Origin of the sequence: Sphingorhabdus pulchriflava (genome assembly GCF_003367235.1) — a bacterium.
Taxonomy (GTDB): domain Bacteria; phylum Pseudomonadota; class Alphaproteobacteria; order Sphingomonadales; family Sphingomonadaceae; genus Sphingorhabdus_B; species Sphingorhabdus_B pulchriflava.
Map to the genome: position 1 here is coordinate 577,304 of NZ_QRGP01000001.1, position 21,333 is coordinate 598,636.

Genomic DNA, 21,333 nt, shown 5'->3' on the forward strand with positions numbered 1-21,333 from the left:
CATGACACAGATGATCTTTTCCGACGAGCCGGCCAAGGGCTGGATACCGCCGAGTATCGCCGCCCCCTTTATCTGCATTTTCCTTCTTGTCATCAGCATGTTGCCGGGCGATCTCGGACTCGCATATCTCGGCTTTACTGAGCCGATGGGCCCCCCGCGCGGACCCTTGGGCTTTTTCCTGATGCTGGTTTCGTTCAGCGCCTTGGGGCTTGCGATATCTGGCTGGGTTCGCTGGGTCGAAAAGAGAAGCCTCGCCAGTGTCGGACTTTGCGGCGAACAACGACTCAAAAAGTTCCTGACCGGACTGGCCGTTGGCATAGCGATGATGGGCGCAATCGTGACGGCGATAGCCCTTTCCGGCGGATACCGTGTCGCTGATCTGGCCCCCGCCTTTGCCAGCCCTGCTGCGCTTGGCTGGATCGCCCTGTTGCTCGCAGGCTTTGTCGTGCAAGCGAGCGTGGAGGAGTTCGTTTTTCGCGGCTGGCTGTTCTCAACCATCATGCGGCGTTGGAACATAACTGCCGCCTTCATATTGTCGTCCGCCGCTTTCACCTTTGTTCACTTTTCGCCCAGAGCTACGCTGCTGGAGTTGGTCATGACCTTCATCTTCGCGATTTTCGCCTGCGCCTGGGTGCGGTATTCGAATTCGATCTGGGGGGTGATGGGCTGGCACGTCGGCTGGAACTGGTTTGGGGGCACCGGATTTGATGTGCCGATCACGGGATTGGACACCGGTCTACCCGCACTGGTGGTGAAATTAGTGCCTGTCGGGCCGGCCTGGCTCAATGGTGCCGGGGAGGGACCGGAAGGGAGCATTTACACGCTTGGCTTGCTGACTGCGGCGAGTCTGGGCCTGCTCTTGATTACGACGCGGCGTGGACGAAATGGAATCGACCCGCCAGATTCCGAACATCAACTATAGCCGCGTCGCTCCGCAAGCCCAGGGTTGAGACAGTACGGCAAAATGACTGTGAGCGGCAGTTTTAGTCGCTTCCTCGCCACAACCTGACAGTCCGCGCCCCTACAAAGTCACACACGATGATCCGAAAACGCTAATTGTTTATGCTAAAGTCATGCGTTGTAACTTGGGTGCTGCTGGGGGAAGTCGAGAGGCTGCTCGGGGAGAATTGACTAGTCCCCCACCACCTCCGGATGGCGCACCCGGATCAACCCGGTCGATACCATCGTCATCACCGCGACGTCGTTCTGATTGAACACTGTGGTCCGGCCAACGAAGCTGCCCATTTCGGGGCGTGATTTTGAACGGCGTTTGGAAAGTATCTCATGCTCGACGCGCAGTGTGTCGCCCGGATAGACCGGCTTCAGCCAGCGCAGTTCGTCGATGCCTGGGGAGCCCAATCCCGCCTGCTGGTTGACCTTCATATTGTCGACCATCATCCGCATCGCCATTGAGCCGGTATGCCAGCCGCTCGCCGACAGCCGCCCGAAATAGGTTTGTGCTGCCGCTTCATCGTCGAGATGGAAGGGCTGCGGATCATATTTGCTGGCGAATTCGATCACTTCCTCGCGTGTGACCTCATACTTTCCGTAACTGGACTTGGTGCCGATGACGATGTCTTCATAATGGAGCATTGAAAAAGGGATCCTATTCGATAATCGGAATTTGCGGGGCCGCTTCGCGCGGCAGATGGCCGGTCAGGCGCGGGTCGGGGAAGGTTTCGAGCTGGCGCTGATAAGGGATGAAGCCGCTTTTCATATAGAATGACAGGGCGCCCGGTCCATCTAGCGTGCAGGTGTGGACCCACAGCCGCTCCACGCCCTTGCGCGACCATGCGGCTTGAAGTGCCATTGCCATCAGCCAGCGGCCATGGCCTTTGCCGTTGAGCGGGGGAATCAGACCGAAAAAGGCGAGTTCGCACTGCCCGGCCTCGCGAAAGTCGAGTTCCAATATGCCAACTTCGATTCCGCGCCGGTCGGTCACCGCCCAGATCATGACATCGGGATTGTGGATGATAGCTGCGAGCTCTTCATCCGCCATAACCAGGCGTGAGAACCAAAGCCATGGCTCCCCCACGCGACGGTAGAGCAGGCGGTATTTTTCGAGGGCAGGGGCTTCCCACCGTTCGAGCCGCAATTCGCCCGCCGGCATGGGGCGCAAGGGTGGGCGCGCCGTTATCTCGAGCGAAGTCACGATGGCGGCTATATGGCCGTCGGGAATCGGGGAGTAGGCCAAGCCGCTATTCCCAAACCACTTCGGGCGGCAGGCTCATCAATATTGCGTCGACGTTACCGCCTGTCTTGAGGCCGAAGGTAGTGCCGCGGTCATAGACAAGGTTGAACTCTGCATAGCGACCGCGCCAGATACGCTGCGCCTGCTTTTCAGCCTCGCTAAATTCCTGCCCCATCCGCTTGCGGACGATCTTCGGGAAAATGTCGAGAAAGGCTTCTCCCACATCGCGGGTGAAGGCGAAGTTGCGTTCGAACAGCGTGTCATTCTCACATTCGAGATGGTCGTAGAATATCCCGCCGACGCCGCGATGCACCTGACGATGCGGGATCCAGAAATAATCGTCGGCCCATTGCTTGTATCGTTCATAAACGTCCGGTCCATAGGGCGCGCAAGCGGCGCGCAGGCGGGCGTGAAATTCTTCTGTATCCTCGTCATAGGCAATGGGCGGGTTAAGGTCTGCCCCGCCGCCGAACCAGCGTTTGGTGGTTGCAAGAAAGCGGGTGTTCATATGCACGGCGGGCACATGCGGGTTGGCCATATGCGCAACCAAGCTAATTCCGGTGGCAAAGAAACTGGGGTCTTCGGCCGCACCGTGGATGGTCTGGGCGAAATCGGGGTTAAAGGCACCGCCGACTGTCGAGACATTGACACCGACTTTCTCGAATACCTTGCCCTTCATAACCCCGCGCACCCCTCCGCCGCCGGGCGAGCCGTCATGATCGGTGCGGTCCCAGGGCAGATACTCAAAGCTGGCATCGGACCCGGCCTCACGCTCGATGGCCTCAAATTCCGCGCAAATGCGGTTTCGCAGCGATTCGAACCATTCGCGGGCGGTGGCTTGCTGGACGTCGAGGGTCAACGTCATGGCGTCTTCTCCATTGGCAATTGCCCTGTTTGGCGCAAGGCTTCCGAAAGCGCGATGCCAGCCGACACGGCAACATTCAAGGAGCGAAATCCGGCTTGCATCGGAATCCGGATGCGCAAGTCGCTGGCTGCATGGACATTGTCGGGAACACCTGTGCTCTCAGAACCAAAGAGCAGGATGTCGCTCGCCATGAATTCGGTTTCGTACAGCGACTTTGAGCCCCTGCTGCTCATCAGCGCAATCCGACGACCTTCTTCTTTGGCGGATTGGGCGAACGCGTCCCAATCACCGAAACGCTGCACATCTACGGCCTCCGCATAATCCATACCGGCCCGTTTCAGTGCCTTGTCCGAAAATGGAAAGCCGCATGGTTCAATGATGGCGCAGGGCACACCAAGGCACGCACTCAGGCGCAAAATCGTGCCGACATTTCCGGCGATGTCGGGCTGGTATAGGGCAATTTTCAAATCTGGTTCCGTTTTTTGCAACTTATACACAGGCGAATGACACATATTAGCCAATTTCCCGGTTGGCAAATCAGGCGCAACGCGTCTATGAGGCCGCGGAATCACAGTTGGCCTGCAAACCAGACTGTGCAAGAATGACAAGAATATAGGGGTTAACCGCGCGGCACTTCGTCGCATCTCAGCGGAGTTTGAGGGCAAAACATGGCTACGGTCGAACAGGCGGAAAGCATGACAGAAACAGTTGCCGAAGATGGCGTTCGCCGTCGGGATTTCATTCACATTGCTGCAGTCAGCTGGGCAGGCGTTGGTGCCGCCGCAGTTGCCTTGCCGCTTTTGAACCAGATGGGGGCCAGCGCCGATGTCCGTGCGCTTGCCTCGATCGAGGTTGATGTGGCCGCGATCGAGCCCGGTCAGGCGATCAAGACCAGCTGGCGTAAGCAGCCGGTTTTCATCCGCAACCTGACCCCGGCCGAAGTGGCTGATGCGAACAAGGTTGCCGTCGGCACGCTGCGTGATCCGCAGACGCTGGCCGACCGCACCAAGCCGGGCAAGGAAAACTGGCTGATCACCATGGGCGTCTGCACCCACCTCGGCTGTGTGCCGCTGGGTGCTGCTGCCGGTGAAGTGAAGGGCGAGTTTGGCGGTTATTTCTGCCCTTGCCATGGTTCGCACTATGATACTGCGGGTCGCATCCGCAAGGGTCCGGCACCGCTGAACCTGCAGGTTCCCGAATTCGCATTCATTTCCGACACAGTCGTGAAAATCGGTTGAGGAGCGCAACGAAATGAGTTTCCCCTGGGCCAACGAATATAAGCCTCAGCATCCGGTGATGCAGTGGGTCGATGAGCGCCTGCCGCTCCCCCGCTTCGTCTATAACGCCATTGGCGGCGGCTATCCGGTTCCGCGCAACCTGAACTATTTCTGGAACTTCGGTGTGCTTTCGGGCGTCGCGCTGATGATCCAGATCATCACCGGCATCATCCTCGCCATGCATTATTATGCAAGCATCGATGGCGCATTTAACAGCGTCGAACATATCATGCGCGACGTGAATGGCGGCTGGTTCATCCGCTACGCGCATATGAACGGCGCGAGCTTCTTCTTCATCGTAGTGTATATCCACATTTTCCGTGGCCTCTTCTACGGTTCCTATAAGGCACCACGCGAAATGGTGTGGTTGCTTGGTGTGGTCATCTTCCTGTTAATGATGGCAACGGGCTTCATGGGCTATGTGCTTCCTTGGGGGCAGATGAGCTATTGGGGTGCGCAGGTTATCACCGGTTTCTTCTCGGCCATTCCTGTCGTGGGTGAGCCGCTGCGCCAGTGGCTGCTTGGCGGGTATGCGCCCGATCAGGCGACGCTGAACCGCTTCTTCTCGCTGCACTATCTCTTGCCCTTCGTCATTCTGGGCACGATCATCCTGCACGTCTGGGCGCTGCATATTCCGGGTTCGTCCAACCCGACTGGCGTTTCGGTGAAGGCGGAAAGTGACACCGTTCCTTTCCATCCTTATTATACTGCGAAAGACGGGTTCGGGCTCGGACTGTTCCTGCTCGCCTTTGTCGCTGTGACATTCTTTTCGCCGAATATGCTGGGTCACCCGGACAACTATATACCGGCCAATCCGCTTTCGACGCCGGCGCACATCGTGCCTGAATGGTATTATCTGCCATTTTATGCGATCCTAAAGGCATTCACGGTCGACTTCGGCATTCCTTTCACCGGCATCGTTATCATTCCGGCGAAGCTGATGGGTGTGCTTGCGATGTTTGGTTCGATCCTGCTGCTGTTCTTCCTGCCCTGGCTCGACACTTCGCCTGTGCGCTCGGGCCATTATCGCCCACTGTTCCGGAAGTTCTTCTTGTTCGGCTTGATCCCAAGCGTCTTGGCACTGGGCTATTGCGGCATGATGCCGGCAGAGCAGCCTTATGTGATGATCAGTCAGATTGCTGCGGCATATTATTTCGCGCACTTCCTGATCATCCTGCCGATCGTGTCGCGGATTGAAAAAACCTTGCCGTTGCCCAACTCGATCACCGAAGCGGTCACCGGCAAGCCGCTCGAAACTGCTGCTGCCTAACAGGGAAAGAATAGCATCATGGTCCGTCTTATCGCTGGTCTGGTCGGCTTGTTCTTCAGCGGAATGCTGCTGATCTCGCTCGTTACGGGTGCATATACTGCAGTTACCGAACCTGTTCCGCCCACCGTGGAATCGCAATTCCACAAACATCCCAAAAAGGTGTCCTTCGCCCATGACGGTCCGTTTGGGGCCTATGACAAGGCGCAGTTGCAGCGCGGCCTGAAGGTCTATGCCGAAGTGTGCGCCGCTTGCCACAGCCTCAAACTTGTCGCTTTCCGTAATTTTGAGGAAATTGGCTATAGCGAGGATGAAGTGAAGGCGATTGCCAAGGGCTGGAAGACCGAGGTTCCGACCATTAATCCTGAAACCGGCGAGCCGGCCACGCGTCCGGGTCTGCCTGCGGACAAGATTCCTTCGCCTTTCGCGAATGAAACCGCTGCGCGCGCTGCGAACAATAATGCACTTCCGCCAGATCTTTCGCTGATGACCAAGGCGCGCCACAACGGCACGGCTTATGTCTATTCGTTGCTGATGGGCTATGCCGATGCAAACACATATAAAAATGAAGACGGCAAGTCAGTTCCCAAGGAAGTACGTCCAGGCACCGGGCTGCACTTCAACCCCTATTTCGCCAACCTCAACCTTGCGATGGCTGCGCCGATCACCGGTGACGATCAGGTCACCTATGACGACGGTACAAAGGCGACCAAGGATCAGATGGCCAAGGACGTTGCGGCTTTCCTGACCTGGACTGCCGAACCGAAGATGGAAGCGCGCAAGACCGCTGGTTGGGCTGCGTTGATCTTCCTGATCATCTTCACCGGCCTCTGCTATCTGTCGTACCGCACCATCTGGGCCGACAAAAAGCATTGAGTTGAAATTAGCCAAACACCCCGCAGCGCGCGATCGCTGCGGGGTGTTTCATTTTTGGCAAATCTATTGACCGGCGCGTATCGCAATGGCATTAGCGCCGCCTGAGTGGGCGGGTATAGCATAGTGGTAATGCTCTAGCCTTCCAAGCTAGCTAGAGGGGTTCGATTCCCCTTACCCGCTCCACCGCTATAGTGCATTCGTCCTGAATGGGCTTGCCGGTGGCGAAGCCTAAGATTTCTGCGAGTTTCCCAACAATTTCGATCTGTGCCTCGCCTTTTGGTTCTGCCGGCGGGGAAATGGTGATGCGGTCGATCATCGCTCGGAGATGGGGAACTATCTCTGTGAGACCTTCCTGTGTCGCCATGGCGGATCGCAGGTTTGCCCAGCGTTTCCTGTAGTCCTCTGCCAGATTCGGGTGCAGCGTCACCACGCGAGGATCCTCGATTGCGCTGAGCGTCTGGCGCAGCTCGAGCTGGCGGGCCTTGGCGGCAGTCAGGCGATCGCGCACCTCGGCCAGATCCAGTTCCGGATCCATGATTGCCTCGACCAGGCGGGCGATCTGCGTCTCCACCTTTTTGAGTTCGCTTTCCATTCCACTGCGCTGTCGGGTAGCTGCTTTGAGCAGTGTCGCGCGCTCGCGATGAAATTCAGCAACGAAGGCCGAAACCAGTTCGGGTTGCAGCAGCTGTTCCTCGAGCCCGCCGAGCACCCGCGCCTCTAGCCTGTCTATCCGCACCCGGGCGCTGTTGTCGCAGGTGCTGCCATCCTTGCGGCTGCCACAGCCGGTATAGTTGCGGTTAAGCACGATCCATGCCCCGCCGCATGTTCCGCAAACGGTGAGGCCGGACAGCGGGCGTTTTGGTCGCCGCGCGTCCTGCGGCGTGTGCGTCGCATAGCGTTGGCGCTTTGCCTGCACGGCCGCCCACAGATCATCACTGATGATGCGCAGTTCGGGCACGTCGTGGCGCTGCCACAGGCTTTCTGGGTTGGGTTTGATCAGCGTCTTTCGGGTGACTGGATCGCGCAGTTTCGACGTGCGGTTGAAAACGAGGACGCCGCGGTAGAGTTCGTTCTGCAGCATGCCGTTCTGACGTTGGCGATCGCCTGCGATGGTGCTGGATCGCCAGTGCCCGCCGCTGGGGCCGGTGATGCCCTGGTTGTTGAGTCTGTGGGCGATCGCGCGGGGGGAAATGCCGGCGGCGTACTCGCTAAAAATCCGGCGAACGATGACTGCTTGATCGGGGTCGATTGTGCGCAGCCCGCGCAGCAGCTTTCCATCGGGGGTAAGGCGGTTGGCGATAGCATAGCCATAGGCCTTGCCCGCCGGGGCACGGCCATCGGACACGGTGCCGTGCTGCCCGCGCTTTACCTTTGCGCCCAGTTCCTTCCTGAAACGGCTGTCGAACAGGCCCTTGATCGTGCCCTTAATATCGTCAACCTCGCCATCGTTGGCGGTGTAGAGGCGGGCGCCGAAAAAGGCGATGCGTTCGCGGATGGTGAAGGCGTCGCCTTCATGGCGTGCCAGGCGATCGGTGCTTTCGGCAAAGACCTGGTCGATATCGCGGCGCGACAGGCGATCGAGCAGCGCGGCAAGGCCCGGGCGCTGCCCTTCATCGATACCGGCAGCGCCGCTGATCGCGTGATCGGTGTAGATATCGACAATCTGCCAGCCTTCGCGTTCGCAGCGCGCGGTGAGCAGCGCGACCTGATCAGCGATGGATTTGCTGTTTTGCAGGTGGCTGCTGAAGCGGGCGTAAAGCAGGGTGCGCATGGGGCTGGCCTTCTATGGAGCCGGATTTGTCAGCCCGAACCGACTCGGCTGCAGCGGCGCGGGCCATGGCCTTTACCAATGCAAGCAGCGCAGGGTCAATTCGGGCGGGTGTGTTCATGTGCTGGGCAGCTGCCATTCGTGGTCTGGAAGCTCATCTTCGGATTCGCAGTAGCCGTCGCATTCATTTTCGCCGCAGTTGTCGCACAAGCGCAGGCATCCATCGTGGCCGCAGCTTTCACAGCCGCATCCTCCAAACTGGTCGCTACCGCAGCAGAGAAAGCCGCAAGCGTTACACATTGTGCACCTCTGGCATGCCATCGTGCAGCTTGCCGTCGAGCTGGCGGCCTGCGGCTTTTTTGCCGACGCGGTAAACGTCAGGCTCATCGTCGACGTGCATTTCCGGTTCGGACCAGCAATCGTGCCAACGATCGTTGTAAAACGAAGCGCCTTTTGCTGCTTTTTCAGGATCAAGATGTTCGCCTGCAATTTCTCCGGGTGCCCAGTTGCCCCATTGCTTGAAGAAAAACGGGGTGCCTGCGGCTTCGCACTGGTCGCGCAGCGATCGGGCCCAGTCGGGGTGCATCGGGCGGGCATCGTTGCCGCTTTCGCCGCCGACCACTACCCAGTCGATTTTTGGCCGTTGATCTGAACATTTACAGTCATAGCGTGGAAAATGACGGCGGCAATAGCCGGAAAGAGGGCCGAAAATCGGACGACTTGCGCGCCCTCTCTCTGCTGGAACTTCATTAAAATCCACAGGCCCGAGCAGCGGTTCGCAGGATAGCCAGCGCACGGCGGCGGGGGTGGCGAGCAGATCGGGGATGCGTTCATCCGCCGTCGCCTGATTTTCCACGCTGACGCCCAGCCAGACGTTGGGGAGGGGCCAATCAGTGTTGGCAGCTACAGTTGACCATGCGCCGTCGCCATCTTCCATCATTCGACCAGCGGCGTCAGCAACATTGAATCGACGCGCGCCATCGCAAGTGAAGCCATGCATATACGCCCGCATCCGGTCGCTGCGCTTGGTTAGCACCTGAAAAGTGTGTTGCGGGCAGAGCGCCATCACCGCGAAAATGCGGTCAATCCATTCGTCGGGCACGGCTTCGTGAAACAGATCGGCATGGGCGCAGACAAAGATCATGCGCGGGCGCTTCCACTGCAACGGCTGCGTCAGCCAATCCTCGTTAAACCGCACCTGACCGTTCCAGACCGGCCCTGCCTTGGTGTCGATCGTCAGGCCCGCGCGCGAGGGGTGATGGCGCAGCCGTGTGCCTGCCAGCTTCATCGCATAGCAATTGGTGCAACCGGCGCTGTAGACGCTGCAGCCGGTGATTGGGTTCCACGTCGCCTCTGTCCATTCGATTTTGGTGTGGTCAGCCATTGTTGGTTCCTGACTTTGTAAGGTCGACCAGAGCAACTTGCCCGGGCACCTTGTCGCCATGGCCAAGGGCACGCAGGGCGTCGGCGTAGCGGTTTGCGGTGTCACGATGCGACGTGGCTTCTGTAGTGTACAGGAATGCAGAGCGCTCTGCTGCCTTCGCGGCCAGATCGGCACGGCAGTGGCGATCGAACAGCACATGCTCTGCCGTGCCGCGATCAAAAGGGTTTATGCGGGTGCGGGCCTTGCTCATGCTGTACCTCCTGCTTTCGGTTGGTGCTTGGCCTCCCACCGTTCGCGGGCGTGGCGTTGTTGGCGGGATTCGGCGTAGCGCCAGTAGGGCTCGACATTGCCAAACAGCATCTCGCCACTGGTGGTTTCGATCATGCCGCCGTTGCTATGCTTTGACGGCGTGCCGGCATCCATATTGTAGTAGCGCACGTCGGTGCGTTCCTGCCCGTCAAAGCGCAGACCGACGCGGCCATAGCTGGGGTGAAAATCGCGGTGGCCAATCTTGTTCGACAGTCGGCGGGGCGGGGGTGGGTTGTCGTCAGTCATGGCGCGCGCCCTGCAGGACGGCAATTCCGCTGTCCGAAAGCCAGTAGTGACTCAGGCGTCTACGGCTATCGCCCTGATAAGGCAGGTAGCCGTTGTGCACGAGGCCTTCGCCAATCATCCGCGACAGGGTGCCCGGGCGGAATGCGTTGTAACCAATGCTGGTTGCGACTGCGGTTTCCCTCGAAACCGCACCTGCTTCATCGAGCAATTTCAATTGCTGCAGCCGCGACCCTTTAAGCTTTGTCGTCATGCCAGTTCCTCCGTTTCAAACTTGTCGGTTTCGTTGCCCCAGACATCCCATCCGGGCTGGCTGGTGCGGGCGAAAAGTTCGGCGCGGTGCAGGTGGGTGCCGTAGAGCCGATCGAGGCGGCGATATTGTTCCGCCGGTTTGCGGCTGTGTTCGCGCGGCGATTCGATGATCAGCTGACGCACGCCGTGATCGAGCACGGGCAAGCCTTTGCCGCGGGTGAAGAGCAGGCAGGGCTCAATCTGTTTGCGGCTGTGATAGCCCATCGACATGCGCGGTTCGGGGATGTCGCCGCTGAACATATCGACCTGCAGCGCGTCGACCAGGCGCAGCTTTACCCAGTAGAAAAGATCGGTGGTGTAGGTGAAGCCCCATGCGCGGCCCAGTTCGATGGCGACATCGATGTGGCTGCCGACCACCCACATCGCTAGCAGCGCGTTGGGCGCGGCGTGTTCGGCAACGGGCAGGGCCATCATATCCTTGACGTCCATCGTCGGATAGTGATCCTCGGCCTCGGCCTCGGCCTCGGCCTCGGAAAAGGAACCGGAGCCGGAAGCCGGTTTGCCGAATTTCTTCTGCGTCGGCGTGCGGTTCTGACCGCTATGCGTGCGGAATGCCCATGCCGGATCGGCGAGGAGCAGCTGATAGTCGGTGCGGGGGAGGAACCCGTTCGACAGGCTCAGGGCAGGGGTCACAGCACCAGCTCCTGCTGCTGCTCGCGCCCGCGACAGTCGCGGTAGAGCCAGCTGCGTATCGCCTTGGCGTCTGCGTTGTCGGGGTAACCTTGAATGCTTCGGTACAGATAGTCCTTGGCATCGGCAAAGGCGCTCTCCCTGTCCGGAAAAAAGCTGCCGTCTGGCCTGGTCATCAGACCATAGCATCCGCCAGCCTGGCTCATCAGCATGTAGTCAGCTGACGACAGCCAGCCATGCGGCGTTTCAAGCAGGGCGATTTCGGCAATCGGTCCACCCCGCCAACCCTTTTTGTTGCGAGGCAAAGTCAGATGTTCGGCCAATTCATCTGGCCAGACGCCATGTTCATTGGGTTCGAGCTTCATGCCACCGGTCTCTCTTCGGCGAGCCGCGGCTCTAGGTGCGCACGCGCAAATGCTGTGGTGATCTGGGCCTTGCCGGCGGCGACGGCCGCCAGCTGCTCTTCAAAAGTTTTCGGGCGGGCTGCCTCTGCCTGTCGTTCGGCGCGACGTTCATTCTGCCAGCGGGCCTTGGCATCGGCAAAGGAAAGCCCGTCGGCGAGCAGTGCGCGAAATGCGTAGATCGATTTTGCCGAAACGGGTGGCCAGTTATTCTGCTGATACTGCCCTGTTCGCACCCTGCCGGGCAATCGGGGCGATGGTAAAGCCTGACCCTTTTGGCGCAATTCCTCGATCAGTTCGTCGCGGAGCCGATAGGCGCTGCTGCTGCCGATCGCGGCCATGGCAGCCGCACGGCGCACCGGCACCCGATCTAGCAACAGTTGACGCAGCACAGCCTTTTGCACGTCTGTAATGAAGCGGCTGCTTTCGGCCTGAATGTGCCGCGCGCCGTTGATATCGCAGCCGGGCAGGGCTTCACCCTTGCGACGCAATTTGTTGACCAAACGTGTCCTGATGCGGAGGCAGGTGGTGTGGCTGACATTGGTGCGTTGGCTGACCTTTTGTGTGCCGAGGCCCTGCAGATAGAGCTGCTCCACCTCTGCCTTTTTGGATTTTGCGACCTTGACGCCTGAATACATCACGCCACCACCGGGGGCTGGCAGGGGTGCCTTGGCGCGTTCTTTCAGATCGGCGTTGTAACGGCGGCGCTGTTCGGCCACGCAGCTGGCAGATATGCCAAGGTGCAGTTGGATATCGATGCCCTTCCACCCTTTTTTCAGGGCAAGTCGGACGCGTTCGATCCCCTCTGCTGTCAGGCGCCCGTGGGGGTCGCGCTGGGCGGGGGTAAAGCCCTTGCGGGTGCACAGGGCAATCATCACTGCGTTGCAGGCGCTGCCCTCTGCCAAACCAAAGTGTGCGCCGATGCGGGCAAAGGACCAGCCTTCTACTTCGCGCAGGCGGATGGCTTCCTCCAGCTGGTCACCCTGTAGCTTGGGTTTGGGAGCGTCTGTCGGCAATTCGCAGCGAAGCCCCAGTTTGTTCGCCTTCATGTAGATGGAGCGCCATGTCCGACTGGGCAGCATTTCACCAACGCGCCGCATGCCGCCCTGCGGATAATGTTCCCGCAGGATTGCGATTTCAGGCTTGGTCCAGCGTGGGGTGCGTGGCGCAGGCATCAGGCGCTGCTCACGAAAGCCGTGCTGCCGCGTTCAGCAGGTCGATGCTGATCGCGACAATGGCGATGGCGAGGCAGGTGCAGGCGCAGGCGATTTCGTTTTCGAGGAAGCGATTGATCGACCGGCGCAGTGCGTTCGTGCGGGTGCGGGTGGTGGAGCGCATGGTGATCACTCCGCCGTTGCCGCAGCACGATAAGTATCTGCAAAGCGCGCCTCGCGGTGTTCGCGGCGGCGCTTGTCAATGGCTTGCTGCAGCACGGGCGGCACAGGGCGCAGCGCGCGTTCGTCTATCCATTCAAGGGCGCGGTGGGTGTTGGCGCCGTGCCCGCCATGTTCCTGCGCGACCGAGGCGATGGGGAGGATGCCACAGCGAACCTCCCCATGCAGAAATTCGGTGCGGCCAAAGATCATGCCGACAAAGCCGGTTGTGCGTTCCTGGACAAAATCGCCAAGGGCAAAACTTGTTATCGTGTCTGTCAAATCAGCCTCCATCATCAAAGAAGGATGGCTGAATAATGTTAGCTATGGCTGACAGTCAACAGAAAATGTTAGATGAAGCTGACATTGCAGCCGACATGCTGGCGCGGCATGATGCAAAGCCAAGGATTTGCGGGGGATTTCAGATGGTCGACCTGTTCTATTTTTTCGTGTGGCTGGCGGTGGCTTTTGTGATCGGATCGCGCGCCGGGACCAAGAACCGCAATGTCGGCGCGTGGGTTGGTGGCTTTATCGTGCTTGGAGTCGTCTGCTTTTTGTGGGCGGTTTCGGTGCCGGGATCGTCGATCGTCGCCTTTGTGGTGTCGCTGCTTCCTGTTGTCGTGTTGTTGGCATTGCGCGCTGAAGGCAGGAATGACGAGCGGGCCTGCCCGATCTGTGCGGAGGTAGTGAAAACGGCGGCGGTGAAGTGCCGCTTTTGCGGGGCAGAGCTGACTGCCTGACAGGCTGGTTCAGCCTAGTTCGTCTGTGCGCATGATGCGGTGCAGGCGCATCACCATGTTTTTGGGATAGCGGAAGGTCAGCGGCGGGTTGAACTGCTGAAATTCGAAATAGTCGGGTCCGCGTTTGACCAGGCGTTTCACCATCACGCGTACGACATTGTCCTGATTATCCTCTTCCCCGCGCATCTGGACGATCACATAATCGCCGATCGCGGCAGGGCGCCTTGCATCGACATAGACCAGCTCACCTGGTTCAAAGCGCGGATCCATCGACTGGCCGGTGATGTACAGGCAGTACACATCCTTGCGGTTTTTGAGGGCTGCCGGGCGAATGCGCTGTTCGATCTGGTCGGTCACCGCAAGCAGCATCGATTCGATCATGTGCGGGTGGCCGTTACCGTCGACGGGCTCATCGGCGCCCTCTGCTGTGCCGAGCACGGGCAGGTCGGGCACTTCGCCCTGTGCGCGGGGCACAGAGGCAAACAGATCGGCGGGGGCAGGGCGATAGTCGCTTTGCGGTGTCTGGAATGCTGACATCGGCACGGGCTGTGCGCCTGACTGCAGCGCGTGAAATTGTGCCATGGTCAGGCCGATTGCGCCGACGACTCGCTCCAGCGTATCGGTGCGCGGGGTTTTGCCGCGTCGCAGATCCTGAAAGAAAGATCGGTTGACGCCGGCTTTCACCGTCCAGCCATTTTCGGTCAGGTCGGCAGGCTTCAATGCCATCAGTGCGTCGTAAAGCGCGGGATTTCCGGCAGTTTCGTCCATGTTTGCTATATCGCACATTCGCGCTGCTTTCGCCATGTGCGCTATGGCTAACATTTTCTGCTTGCCATGTTTGCTAAAGCTGAATATCCAGCGGCCCCCATGGACATCCTGAATTTCATCCCGAACGATCGCCAGTTACTGGAGAGCATCGAAGCGTTCATCGCCCGGCACAACATGGCGCCGACGCGTTTCGGGCGCGAAGCGGCGAATGAACCGGCCTTTATCCAGTCGCTGCGCGACGGGCGGGCGGTGACGCTGAAGACTGCGAATCGGTTGGTGGCGTTCATGAAACAACATGACGCGTTACTTGCTGCAGATGCGGCAGAGGCGTCTCCCGATAATTCACAAGGCAATATCGGCGCGGCTGATTCCACCCCGTCGCCGATCCCCCAGGGGAGCGCGACGCCCCCGGGTCGCCCCCCTGCCGCTGGTGTGTGTGGAGCCGAAGGCGTGCCAGCGGCACAAACTTCGTCAGCGGCAGGGCAGGGCTCGGCAGGTCAAGGGGTGGCGGCATGAGCACGGCGCGTGACATCAACCTTTCACCGTCACAGCTGGCGTTGAAGCTGGCGACGCGGGAGGCGTTCAAGGCGGCGGGCGGTCAGGATTTCTGTGCATCCGAACTGGGCTGTGCGCAATCGCGGCTGTCGGATTATGCCAGCCCGAACACCGGCGATTTCATTTCGATCGACAAGGTGCTGATGGTCGAGGCGCTGGGCGCTGGCAAGGCTGGACACCCGCATATTACCCGCGCGTTGGCACGGGCATCGGGTGGCGAGTTTCTTGATCGGTCCGCCGATGATGGCGAGGCTGAGGCGCTGGATGTTCATCTTCCGCGCTTTGCCGCTGAGGCGGGCGACCTGATACGCCATCTGGCGCAGGGTGTTGCGCTTAAAGGCCGGTTGACCACGCCGCAACTGCACGAACTGAACCGTCAGGTCGTCGAAACGCTCGACGCGCTGCTCGCACTATATGGCGACCTGAATGATGTGCCAGCGGGAACGCTGGTCAGCCGCCAGCTGGAAATGCCGCTGGCCGCCGCGGCCTTGATACCCATCCGCCGCACCGACAGCAGCTGAGGCACGGGACCTGCATCAGCCAAAAAGAGCAACTTTAGAATTCAAGGTCCCCCAATGTCTTCACCCCCGAAATTCCAAACCGACGAGACCGCGACAGGCGAGTTCCGTCCGGTCAGCATCGAACGCATCCGCCAATGGGTGGCACTCGCAAAGCCGAATGCGCGGATCGAATATGGCCGCGGGCGGCATCTGAAAGAGGCTTGTTCGCATGCGCTTGGCGAATGGATGCGCGAGGTGCTTTCAGAGCGTGGCTATGTGACGCTGCACCAGATCCCCGCCGAACGCGGGATGCATTATATCGCGCAGCGGACGCAGAAGCCCTTTGTGAAGGGAACGGCGCTGTGAGGGGGGGGGCTTTAGCTTCCGCCGCGCAGATCATTGCGTGGGCAGATCGCGAAGTGCGGTTAAGGACAGGTCCGGCAAGGCCGTATCGGGGACCTTATCCGGATCGGTCGGGTCCAAATTTGGCGCAGGCCGACATGGTGGCCGCTGTGGCTGATCGGCTGCAACGAGGGGCCGAATCATGAGCGCGCTGAATTTTCTGACCGCGCGTTTTGTGCAGGGTGATGTGCATGCTGTCAGCGCCGTCGTGGTGCGCGCGCTTGTGGATGAATGCGGGGTGCGCCGTCCGCTGCGCCCTCTGGATGCGGATGCGATGGCATTGCGGCTTTCCGAAGATTTGCGGCTCGACAGCCTTGACCAGGTATTGCTGGCAGTGGCGATCGAGGATGAGCTGAAGGTTGAAATCAGCGACGGGGCGCTCGCCGAAGCGCGCACCATCGGAGATTTGATCGCCACGGCGTGTGCCGCCCTTTCAAGCCGACAGAAAGAGGTGGCGTGATGGACATGCTGAGCTTTCTGGCGGGTGGCGCGGTGGTTTTCATCGCCGAGCTGCTGATTATCACCTTGGTCATCCTGTTTATCGCCAACCGTACATTTCCCGACAACAAAGGAGAGGATTGATGTGTTTGCAGATTGCAACATCGCGCCATGGTGCGCGCGCATTTGCCGCGGGCAAGGTCGCGCATGTGGGCACACCGCCGGTTGCCGCCTTTGATACCGATGAACCGTTGAACATTTATGGCAGCTGGCAGGCCGATGGCATTGCCGTGCTGACGGTTGTCGAAGTGGTGCGGCGCGGCGTGTTTCAGCGGACGATGCGAGTGCCGGCACGCAGGCTGGCGCGCATGGGTGCCGCCGCCCGTCGGGCGCTGAACGCCGGTGATATCGGCAGCCCTACTCTGATGGCTGAAGGCACCGAATTTTTGCGGGGTGAACTGCGCGCGATCGAGCGGGTGGCGAACCAGATGCTGGCGCAGAGGGAGGGTTGAGCGATGGCGTTTGAAACAATCGATTTTGTCGGCAAGCCGAAGGCTGAAGCAGTGCCAGCGCATGGCGTTCGACTTTCCACGCGTGTTGTTCAGCGCTCGGCCAAAGTGGGGGGGGGGCGCAGCGCAGTATATCAGGCTGCAGATAGGCCGGGATCTGGCTCGCAAGATAAGCCTGAGTCAGGCTGCGCATCGCGTCCGATTGTTGTTTGGAACGGGCAGCGATGCAGGGAAACTGCAGCTTTCCGTGGACAACGAAGCTGGAAACTTTGCGGTCAAGCGCAACAAATCGGGTGGCTATTCACTGACTATCAATTCGCAGACCGCCGATGGTCTTTTTTCGCTCCAGTTTCCGGCATTTGCGGTCGAACGCTGCGAGGCTATCCGGCCCGAAAATGGCAAACCACCCCATTTTGTATTCAACGCCAGCGACGAAATGTTGCGGGTTGATGATGATGCCTGACACCGCCGCCGAACAACAGGCCGAACGCTTTGGCATGGTGCTGGCGCTGACGCCGGTGCTGGCGGGTTTTGAGGCGCTGGTTGCCTCCGACAAATCCGACGCTGACGGCGATGAACCATCGCACCTGATCGAGGCGACGGAAGTGAAATTGTGGCTGCGCAGGCTGAACGAGCGGTTGGCGATGATCGGGCAGGGGATGCACCTCATCGATCCGCCCGAAGCCAATGAGGAAAAAGAGGGAAGGGATTAAGCGTTATGGCAAAGGCCAAGGTTCAGGAACAGGACACGCCACCGGTTGCAGATCCGCGCCCGATGGCGGTGCGGGTGCAGGCATCGGTGCTGAAAGCGGCGCTGGATCAGCTGGACGCGGTGATCGAGGCGAGGGTGACGGTGCCTATTCTGTCGCACGTCATGCTGGTGGCGCGCGATGGCATGATCAATCTGGCCGGCACCGATCTGGATATTCACGCAACGATTGTGATTGCTTCTGATCTAAACGTCGACGAGCGCAAAGGGTGGAGCAACTTTTCCTGCGCGGTGCAGGCATCCTCGCTGCGCGCGATTGCGGGTGAGGTGGAGAGTGAAGGCACGATGTTGCTCACCCTTGCGGATGACCGGTTGACGGTAACTGCGGGCAGGGCGCGCTGGACGCTTGGCACCTTGCCGCTGGAGGATTTTCCCGGCTTTCCCATTTTCACACCCGAAGGGGCGTTTGAAATATCGGCGTCGCAGCTGCTCGATGCGCATGCGGGGGTGGAATTTGCGATCTCCAACGAGGAGACGCGCTATTATCTGAACGGCATTTTCATGCATCCTGTCGACCTGGCGCTGAAATTTGCGGCGACCGACGGGCACAGGCTTTCAGTGAAGGCGATCGACGGGCCTGATGGTGCGGCCAGCTTTGCCGAGGTGATTGTTCCCAAAAAAACGGTGAAGCTGATCGACAAATTGCTGGCGGCGAAGGCCAAGGCGGATTCGGATGCCAAGGGATCGGTCGATCCGGTGGTTGTTGAATGCGCAAAGGACAAGCTGCGGTTTTTGATCGGCGATGCAGAGATCATCAGCAAGGTAATCGACGGGCAGTTTCCTGATTACCGGCGCGTCATTCCGTCGGAGGAGATGGTGACCGCGTCGTTGCGGGTCGAGCGGCGGGCGCTGATGGCGGCGATCCGGCGGGTGCGGGTGCTGGCTTCGAAAGAGTCGTCCGCGGTCAAATGCAGCATCTTTGCCGAAAAGATCGTGCTGGAGGTGAAGAGTCCCGAAACCGGCACGGCGACCGAGGAAGTGCCCGCATCGGCGGATGGCATTGGCGACACCGCCGTGCTGGGTTTCAATCATAAATATTGGATGGATGCGCTATCCGCGATCGGTAGCGACGAAGTGATCCTGCGCTTCGCCGCGGGCGATGCCAGGGGGCCGGTACGTATTGAGCCATGGGTCGATGGCGGGGCGGGTGACGGCCTGATTCAGGTTTTGATGCCGGTGCTGGTGTAATGACCGACGCGGATATCCTTGCAGCGGTGGAGGCCGAGTATCAACGGGCGCTTCGCCGCGGGGATCGTGCGGCCGCCGCCAGCTGGTGGGATATCTATGGCTGGCTGTCGGGCGGAATGATCCGCGGCGAGGTGGATTTCACCAGCTGGCGGGCGCTGGTGCATGCCAGTTATTACCAGTTCAATTCGGTGGTGGAAAAGGCCTGTCTGGGCGACAAACCGCCATCGCCCGAAAGGCGGGCAGAGGCCGCGCATCATGCCAAGGCGCTTTACGCAGTGCGGTTTAGCCTGGACCGGCAGATAGACACGAATGCGGCCTGTGCGGAAATTGTGGCGCGGGTGCCAAGGCCTGTTGCAGCCGTGGCAAGAGCGCCATCGCCGATGGTTCCTCCCCCGCGCAAAGCCGCGCCTGTCCAGCAGGGGAGGTTGATCTGATGGGCGATGGTTTTCGCGAGATTGCTGAGCGGCAAATGCAGGAATCTTTGGCTTGCGCGATTGATAGCGCGTTTTCAGATATCGGTCCGACTGCGCCGTCGCGGGTGGCGGTGTATCGCAAGGCACACGAGCTGCGCGAACTGGCGCGGCGGGCGGAGGAATTTACGACAGCGGGCCCCAGCCTGAACCTGACGCTTGCGGAGCAGCAATTCCGCAAAATGGCGAAGCTGTTGGGGACGGCGGAATGACGCAGCAGCCCGACAGTCGCACCCGCATCGACGATATCAAGCGGATGAATCCGATCGAGGAAGTGATCGGTAAGGTTACTACGCTGTCCAAAGGGCAGAAGCCGCGGGGGAAGTGCCCGTTGCACGGATCCAATAGCGCCAGCCTGGCAGTGGACATCAAGAAACAGACGGCGACCTGCTATGGCTGCCAATGGCATGGTGATGTGATCGGCTTTGTGATGGCGCATCAGGGCCTCGATTTTGCCGGCGCTGTTGAGCATCTGGGCGGGGCAAAGCCACTGGCAGCTGAGTCCAAAACCACGCGCGAACGCAATCCGTTTCAACGGAAGCCGCGCAACCTGATCGACAGCATCGATGCCGGGCGCTGGATGTGGCAGCATGCGCTGCCTGATGAAGATGCCGCGCGGCGCTATTTTATCGGGCGGGGGGTGCCGATTCCGGTTTTGACGGCCGCGCGGGTGCTGCCATTCCGATTTCTGGCCGAATGCCCGTTGATGGCGTGGGAAGAGGGAGCCTCGCCGCGCAGCGGCTTGCACAATCCGGCACTGGTCGCGCTGATCCGCAGGCCGGAGCTGGTCGACGGCATGCTGCAGTTCGTACCGATCGGGTGCCACGTCACCTATTTGTCGCCCGATGGTACCGGCCCGATGCGGCGGCGCATGCCCTGGGCGAAGCCTGACCAGGACCCGTGGTTTCCTAAGCGCAAGATGTTTGGCGGCAGCAAGGGTGGCTGCATCCTTTTGGGTGAATATTGGAAGTCGGCCCCGCTGTTTGTGGGTGAGGGGAATGAGACGGTGCTGTCTGGCATGGCTTTGCATGATGCGGTGGAGGATGCGGTGGGTGTCGCCACGCTGAGCCTCGACACGTTGCAAGGCAGGGTGAAGAAATGGCGCGGGGGCATCTGGCCGCTGTTCGATATTCAGCCTGATCCGGAAGCGCCGCCTTTTGTGATCGAAGGGCATAGGGGACTGGTGACCGGCTTGATCGATTCCGACATGGCGCCGCTGAAGGGGCCGCTGGATCAAAGGACTGGGGATTTTACGGGCGAACCGGTGGTTGAGATCAAGGGTGGCCCGATCGTGCGCCGTGCGATCACCGGGGCCGAACGGGCGCGGATTTGTGGCGAGTTGATCGTCAAGGGCTGGCGCACCGCCGGCGTGCACCAGGTGCGCGCGATGCGCGCCGCAACCGGCATGGATTTTAACGATATGACGGCGAAAGGGGTCGCGGCATGACACCGGCACAGCAGGCGCATGTCGATGCCATATTGCAGGGGCAGCCTCGTCTGGGCAACCGGGCGATATCGCGGATTGTGGGGCGCGGGGTAACCGACGGTGCGGTTGGCAAAAGGCGCAAGGCGCTGGGCATCCCTTCCAACGGATGGAAGGGGCGGGCATGAAGGACGAACTATCCGGTCGCCGCGACCCCAGCCATGGCCATTCGAAAGAGCTGCTGATCGGCTTTGTGCGGCGGGTGAAGGATCTGCGCCAGCAGGTGCGCGATTTGAACGCCGACAAGGCCGATGTGAAGAAGGAGGCGCGCACCGCAGGCTTTGATTCCACCAAGATCGAGGAAGTCGTTCGCTGGATGGAGAGATGCGAAAAGCACGGTCAAACCGAAATGGAAGAGGCCGAGGCGTTGTTTGATCTGTACCGCGATGCCGTGGCCGGCAAGGGCATGGATTTCGATGAAATCATGAACGATGCCCGCGATCGCGCGCTCCTGAAAAAATTTGCACCGGATGATCAGACGGTGCCTGCCGCACCCACCCGCAAGGTGAAGGCCGCGAGCAATGCGCTCGCCTATGCCGCCGTCAACCAGATGCTTCGGGGTGACGGATGAGTGGTTCACGCAGAGGCGCAGAGGCGCGGAGGAAAGCTGCCCCA

34 protein-coding genes and 1 tRNA gene are annotated in these 21,333 nt (G+C 60.0%); 20 read left to right on the forward strand and 15 right to left on the reverse strand.

Going from position 1 to position 21,333, the window contains the following annotated elements:
- The first annotated feature begins 1 nt into the window (after position 1).
- Positions 2–922, forward strand: coding sequence for a CPBP family intramembrane glutamic endopeptidase (locus DXH95_RS02870; RefSeq protein WP_115547937.1), 921 nt, complete (start codon positions 2–4; stop codon positions 920–922).
- A gap of 209 nt (positions 923–1,131) precedes the next feature.
- Here DXH95_RS02870 and DXH95_RS02875 read toward each other — a convergent pair whose 3' ends face one another.
- The 4 genes from DXH95_RS02875 to DXH95_RS02890 are packed head-to-tail and all read right to left on the reverse strand — an operon-like array spanning position 1,132 to position 3,523.
- Positions 1,132–1,593 (reverse strand): MaoC family dehydratase, encoded by a 462-nt coding sequence (locus DXH95_RS02875; RefSeq protein ID WP_115547938.1) that lies wholly within the window; start codon positions 1,591–1,593, stop codon positions 1,132–1,134.
- 13 nt (positions 1,594–1,606) lie between these two features.
- Positions 1,607–2,194, reverse strand: coding sequence for a GNAT family N-acetyltransferase (locus tag DXH95_RS02880; protein WP_115547939.1), 588 nt, complete (start codon positions 2,192–2,194; stop codon positions 1,607–1,609).
- Positions 2,195–2,198: 4 nt separating this feature from the next.
- Positions 2,199–3,056, reverse strand: coding sequence for an oxygen-dependent coproporphyrinogen oxidase (hemF, locus tag DXH95_RS02885; protein ID WP_115547940.1), 858 nt, complete (start codon positions 3,054–3,056; stop codon positions 2,199–2,201).
- On the reverse strand, positions 3,053–3,523 hold the full coding sequence (locus DXH95_RS02890) for a tRNA (cytidine(34)-2'-O)-methyltransferase (RefSeq protein ID WP_115549367.1): 471 nt from the start codon (positions 3,521–3,523) through the stop codon (positions 3,053–3,055). The genes hemF and DXH95_RS02890 overlap by 4 nt, the downstream gene beginning before the upstream one ends.
- A gap of 201 nt (positions 3,524–3,724) precedes the next feature.
- On the opposite strand from DXH95_RS02890, the gene petA reads away from it, so the two are divergent.
- The 4 genes from petA to DXH95_RS02910 all read left to right on the forward strand — a co-directional run bounded on the left by petA (position 3,725) and on the right by DXH95_RS02910 (position 6,659).
- Positions 3,725–4,294 (forward strand): ubiquinol-cytochrome c reductase iron-sulfur subunit, encoded by a 570-nt coding sequence (gene petA / locus DXH95_RS02895; RefSeq protein ID WP_115547941.1) that lies wholly within the window; start codon positions 3,725–3,727, stop codon positions 4,292–4,294.
- A 13-nt stretch (positions 4,295–4,307) separates the two neighbouring features.
- The gene (locus tag DXH95_RS02900; protein WP_115547942.1) at positions 4,308–5,603 is read left to right on the forward strand and encodes a cytochrome b; all 1,296 of its coding nucleotides are present in this window, start codon (positions 4,308–4,310) and stop codon (positions 5,601–5,603) included.
- A gap of 18 nt (positions 5,604–5,621) precedes the next feature.
- Positions 5,622–6,476 (forward strand): cytochrome c1, encoded by an 855-nt coding sequence (locus DXH95_RS02905; protein ID WP_115547943.1) that lies wholly within the window; start codon positions 5,622–5,624, stop codon positions 6,474–6,476.
- 109 nt (positions 6,477–6,585) lie between these two features.
- Positions 6,586–6,659 (forward strand) — tRNA-Gly (locus DXH95_RS02910).
- Here DXH95_RS02910 and DXH95_RS02915 read toward each other — a convergent pair.
- From DXH95_RS02915 to DXH95_RS02950, 10 genes are all read right to left on the reverse strand, one after another.
- Complete coding sequence (locus DXH95_RS02915) at positions 6,628–8,247, reverse strand: recombinase family protein (RefSeq protein ID WP_115547944.1); 1,620 nt, start codon at positions 8,245–8,247, stop codon at positions 6,628–6,630. The two genes, DXH95_RS02910 and DXH95_RS02915, sit on opposite strands and share 32 nt — an antisense overlap.
- A gap of 289 nt (positions 8,248–8,536) precedes the next feature.
- Entirely contained in the window at positions 8,537–9,628 is a 1,092-nt protein-coding gene (locus DXH95_RS02920; RefSeq protein ID WP_115547945.1) for a phage Gp37/Gp68 family protein, read from the reverse strand.
- The gene (locus DXH95_RS02925) at positions 9,621–9,878 is read right to left on the reverse strand and encodes a hypothetical protein (RefSeq protein ID WP_115547946.1); all 258 of its coding nucleotides are present in this window, start codon (positions 9,876–9,878) and stop codon (positions 9,621–9,623) included. Before DXH95_RS02925 ends, DXH95_RS02920 begins: the two co-directional genes overlap by 8 nt.
- Positions 9,875–10,183, reverse strand: a complete 309-nt coding sequence (locus DXH95_RS02930; protein WP_115547947.1) for a hypothetical protein — start codon at positions 10,181–10,183, stop codon at positions 9,875–9,877. The genes DXH95_RS02925 and DXH95_RS02930 overlap by 4 nt, the downstream gene beginning before the upstream one ends.
- A complete protein-coding gene (locus DXH95_RS02935; protein WP_115547948.1) occupies positions 10,176–10,433 on the reverse strand; it encodes a hypothetical protein in 258 nt (85 codons plus the stop codon). Before DXH95_RS02935 ends, DXH95_RS02930 begins: the two co-directional genes overlap by 8 nt.
- Complete coding sequence (locus DXH95_RS02940) at positions 10,430–11,125, reverse strand: MT-A70 family methyltransferase (protein WP_220272234.1); 696 nt, start codon at positions 11,123–11,125, stop codon at positions 10,430–10,432. The genes DXH95_RS02935 and DXH95_RS02940 overlap by 4 nt, the downstream gene beginning before the upstream one ends.
- Positions 11,122–11,487, reverse strand: coding sequence for a hypothetical protein (locus DXH95_RS16170; RefSeq protein ID WP_220272235.1), 366 nt, complete (start codon positions 11,485–11,487; stop codon positions 11,122–11,124). Before DXH95_RS16170 ends, DXH95_RS02940 begins: the two co-directional genes overlap by 4 nt.
- On the reverse strand, positions 11,484–12,698 hold the full coding sequence (locus DXH95_RS02945) for a hypothetical protein (RefSeq protein ID WP_115547950.1): 1,215 nt from the start codon (positions 12,696–12,698) through the stop codon (positions 11,484–11,486). Before DXH95_RS02945 ends, DXH95_RS16170 begins: the two co-directional genes overlap by 4 nt.
- Before the next feature lie 10 nt (positions 12,699–12,708).
- Positions 12,709–12,861, reverse strand: coding sequence for a hypothetical protein (locus tag DXH95_RS16055; protein WP_181883546.1), 153 nt, complete (start codon positions 12,859–12,861; stop codon positions 12,709–12,711).
- A gap of 5 nt (positions 12,862–12,866) precedes the next feature.
- Positions 12,867–13,178, reverse strand: a complete 312-nt coding sequence (locus DXH95_RS02950; RefSeq protein WP_147291673.1) for a hypothetical protein — start codon at positions 13,176–13,178, stop codon at positions 12,867–12,869.
- A gap of 44 nt (positions 13,179–13,222) precedes the next feature.
- Between DXH95_RS02950 and DXH95_RS02955 the strand changes: the two genes are divergently transcribed.
- On the forward strand, positions 13,223–13,636 hold the full coding sequence (locus tag DXH95_RS02955; protein WP_181883547.1) for a hypothetical protein: 414 nt from the start codon (positions 13,223–13,225) through the stop codon (positions 13,634–13,636).
- Positions 13,637–13,645: 9 nt separating this feature from the next.
- Here DXH95_RS02955 and DXH95_RS02960 read toward each other — a convergent pair whose 3' ends face one another.
- Positions 13,646–14,404, reverse strand: coding sequence for a S24 family peptidase (locus DXH95_RS02960; RefSeq protein ID WP_181883548.1), 759 nt, complete (start codon positions 14,402–14,404; stop codon positions 13,646–13,648).
- 99 nt (positions 14,405–14,503) lie between these two features.
- Between DXH95_RS02960 and DXH95_RS02965 the strand changes: the two genes are divergently transcribed.
- The 14 genes from DXH95_RS02965 (at position 14,504) to DXH95_RS03020 (ending at position 21,289) form a co-directional block, all read left to right on the forward strand.
- Positions 14,504–14,920, forward strand: coding sequence for a hypothetical protein (locus tag DXH95_RS02965; protein ID WP_147291674.1), 417 nt, complete (start codon positions 14,504–14,506; stop codon positions 14,918–14,920).
- Positions 14,917–15,480 carry a nucleoside hydrolase gene (locus DXH95_RS02970; protein WP_115547955.1) on the forward strand — a complete coding sequence of 188 codons (564 nt, stop codon included), beginning with the start codon at positions 14,917–14,919 and terminating at the stop codon, positions 15,478–15,480. The genes DXH95_RS02965 and DXH95_RS02970 overlap by 4 nt, the downstream gene beginning before the upstream one ends.
- A 54-nt stretch (positions 15,481–15,534) precedes the next feature.
- Positions 15,535–15,825 (forward strand): hypothetical protein, encoded by a 291-nt coding sequence (locus tag DXH95_RS02975; RefSeq protein WP_115547956.1) that lies wholly within the window; start codon positions 15,535–15,537, stop codon positions 15,823–15,825.
- Between the two features lie 178 nt (positions 15,826–16,003).
- Entirely contained in the window at positions 16,004–16,321 is a 318-nt protein-coding gene (locus DXH95_RS02980; protein ID WP_115547957.1) for an acyl carrier protein, read from the forward strand.
- Positions 16,321–16,443 (forward strand): hypothetical protein, encoded by a 123-nt coding sequence (locus DXH95_RS16285; protein ID WP_275401824.1) that lies wholly within the window; start codon positions 16,321–16,323, stop codon positions 16,441–16,443. The genes DXH95_RS02980 and DXH95_RS16285 overlap by 1 nt, the downstream gene beginning before the upstream one ends.
- Entirely contained in the window at positions 16,443–16,811 is a 369-nt protein-coding gene (locus DXH95_RS02985; protein WP_115547958.1) for a hypothetical protein, read from the forward strand. The genes DXH95_RS16285 and DXH95_RS02985 overlap by 1 nt, the downstream gene beginning before the upstream one ends.
- A gap of 61 nt (positions 16,812–16,872) precedes the next feature.
- Positions 16,873–17,271 (forward strand): hypothetical protein, encoded by a 399-nt coding sequence (locus DXH95_RS02990; protein WP_115547959.1) that lies wholly within the window; start codon positions 16,873–16,875, stop codon positions 17,269–17,271.
- On the forward strand, positions 17,258–17,521 hold the full coding sequence (locus DXH95_RS02995; RefSeq protein ID WP_115547960.1) for a hypothetical protein: 264 nt from the start codon (positions 17,258–17,260) through the stop codon (positions 17,519–17,521). The genes DXH95_RS02990 and DXH95_RS02995 overlap by 14 nt, the downstream gene beginning before the upstream one ends.
- 5 nt (positions 17,522–17,526) lie before the next feature.
- Positions 17,527–18,765, forward strand: coding sequence for a DNA polymerase III subunit beta (dnaN, locus tag DXH95_RS03000; RefSeq protein ID WP_115547961.1), 1,239 nt, complete (start codon positions 17,527–17,529; stop codon positions 18,763–18,765).
- Positions 18,765–19,199, forward strand: a complete 435-nt coding sequence (locus DXH95_RS03005) for a hypothetical protein (RefSeq protein ID WP_115547962.1) — start codon at positions 18,765–18,767, stop codon at positions 19,197–19,199. Before dnaN ends, DXH95_RS03005 begins: the two co-directional genes overlap by 1 nt.
- Positions 19,199–19,447, forward strand: coding sequence for a hypothetical protein (locus DXH95_RS03010; RefSeq protein WP_115547963.1), 249 nt, complete (start codon positions 19,199–19,201; stop codon positions 19,445–19,447). The genes DXH95_RS03005 and DXH95_RS03010 overlap by 1 nt, the downstream gene beginning before the upstream one ends.
- Positions 19,444–20,682, forward strand: a complete 1,239-nt coding sequence (locus tag DXH95_RS03015) for a CHC2 zinc finger domain-containing protein (RefSeq protein WP_115547964.1) — start codon at positions 19,444–19,446, stop codon at positions 20,680–20,682. Before DXH95_RS03010 ends, DXH95_RS03015 begins: the two co-directional genes overlap by 4 nt.
- On the forward strand, positions 20,679–20,846 hold the full coding sequence (locus DXH95_RS16060; protein ID WP_181883549.1) for a hypothetical protein: 168 nt from the start codon (positions 20,679–20,681) through the stop codon (positions 20,844–20,846). Before DXH95_RS03015 ends, DXH95_RS16060 begins: the two co-directional genes overlap by 4 nt.
- Entirely contained in the window at positions 20,843–21,289 is a 447-nt protein-coding gene (locus DXH95_RS03020; RefSeq protein ID WP_181883550.1) for a GapR family DNA-binding domain-containing protein, read from the forward strand. Before DXH95_RS16060 ends, DXH95_RS03020 begins: the two co-directional genes overlap by 4 nt.
- Positions 21,290–21,333: the final 44 nt, after the last annotated feature.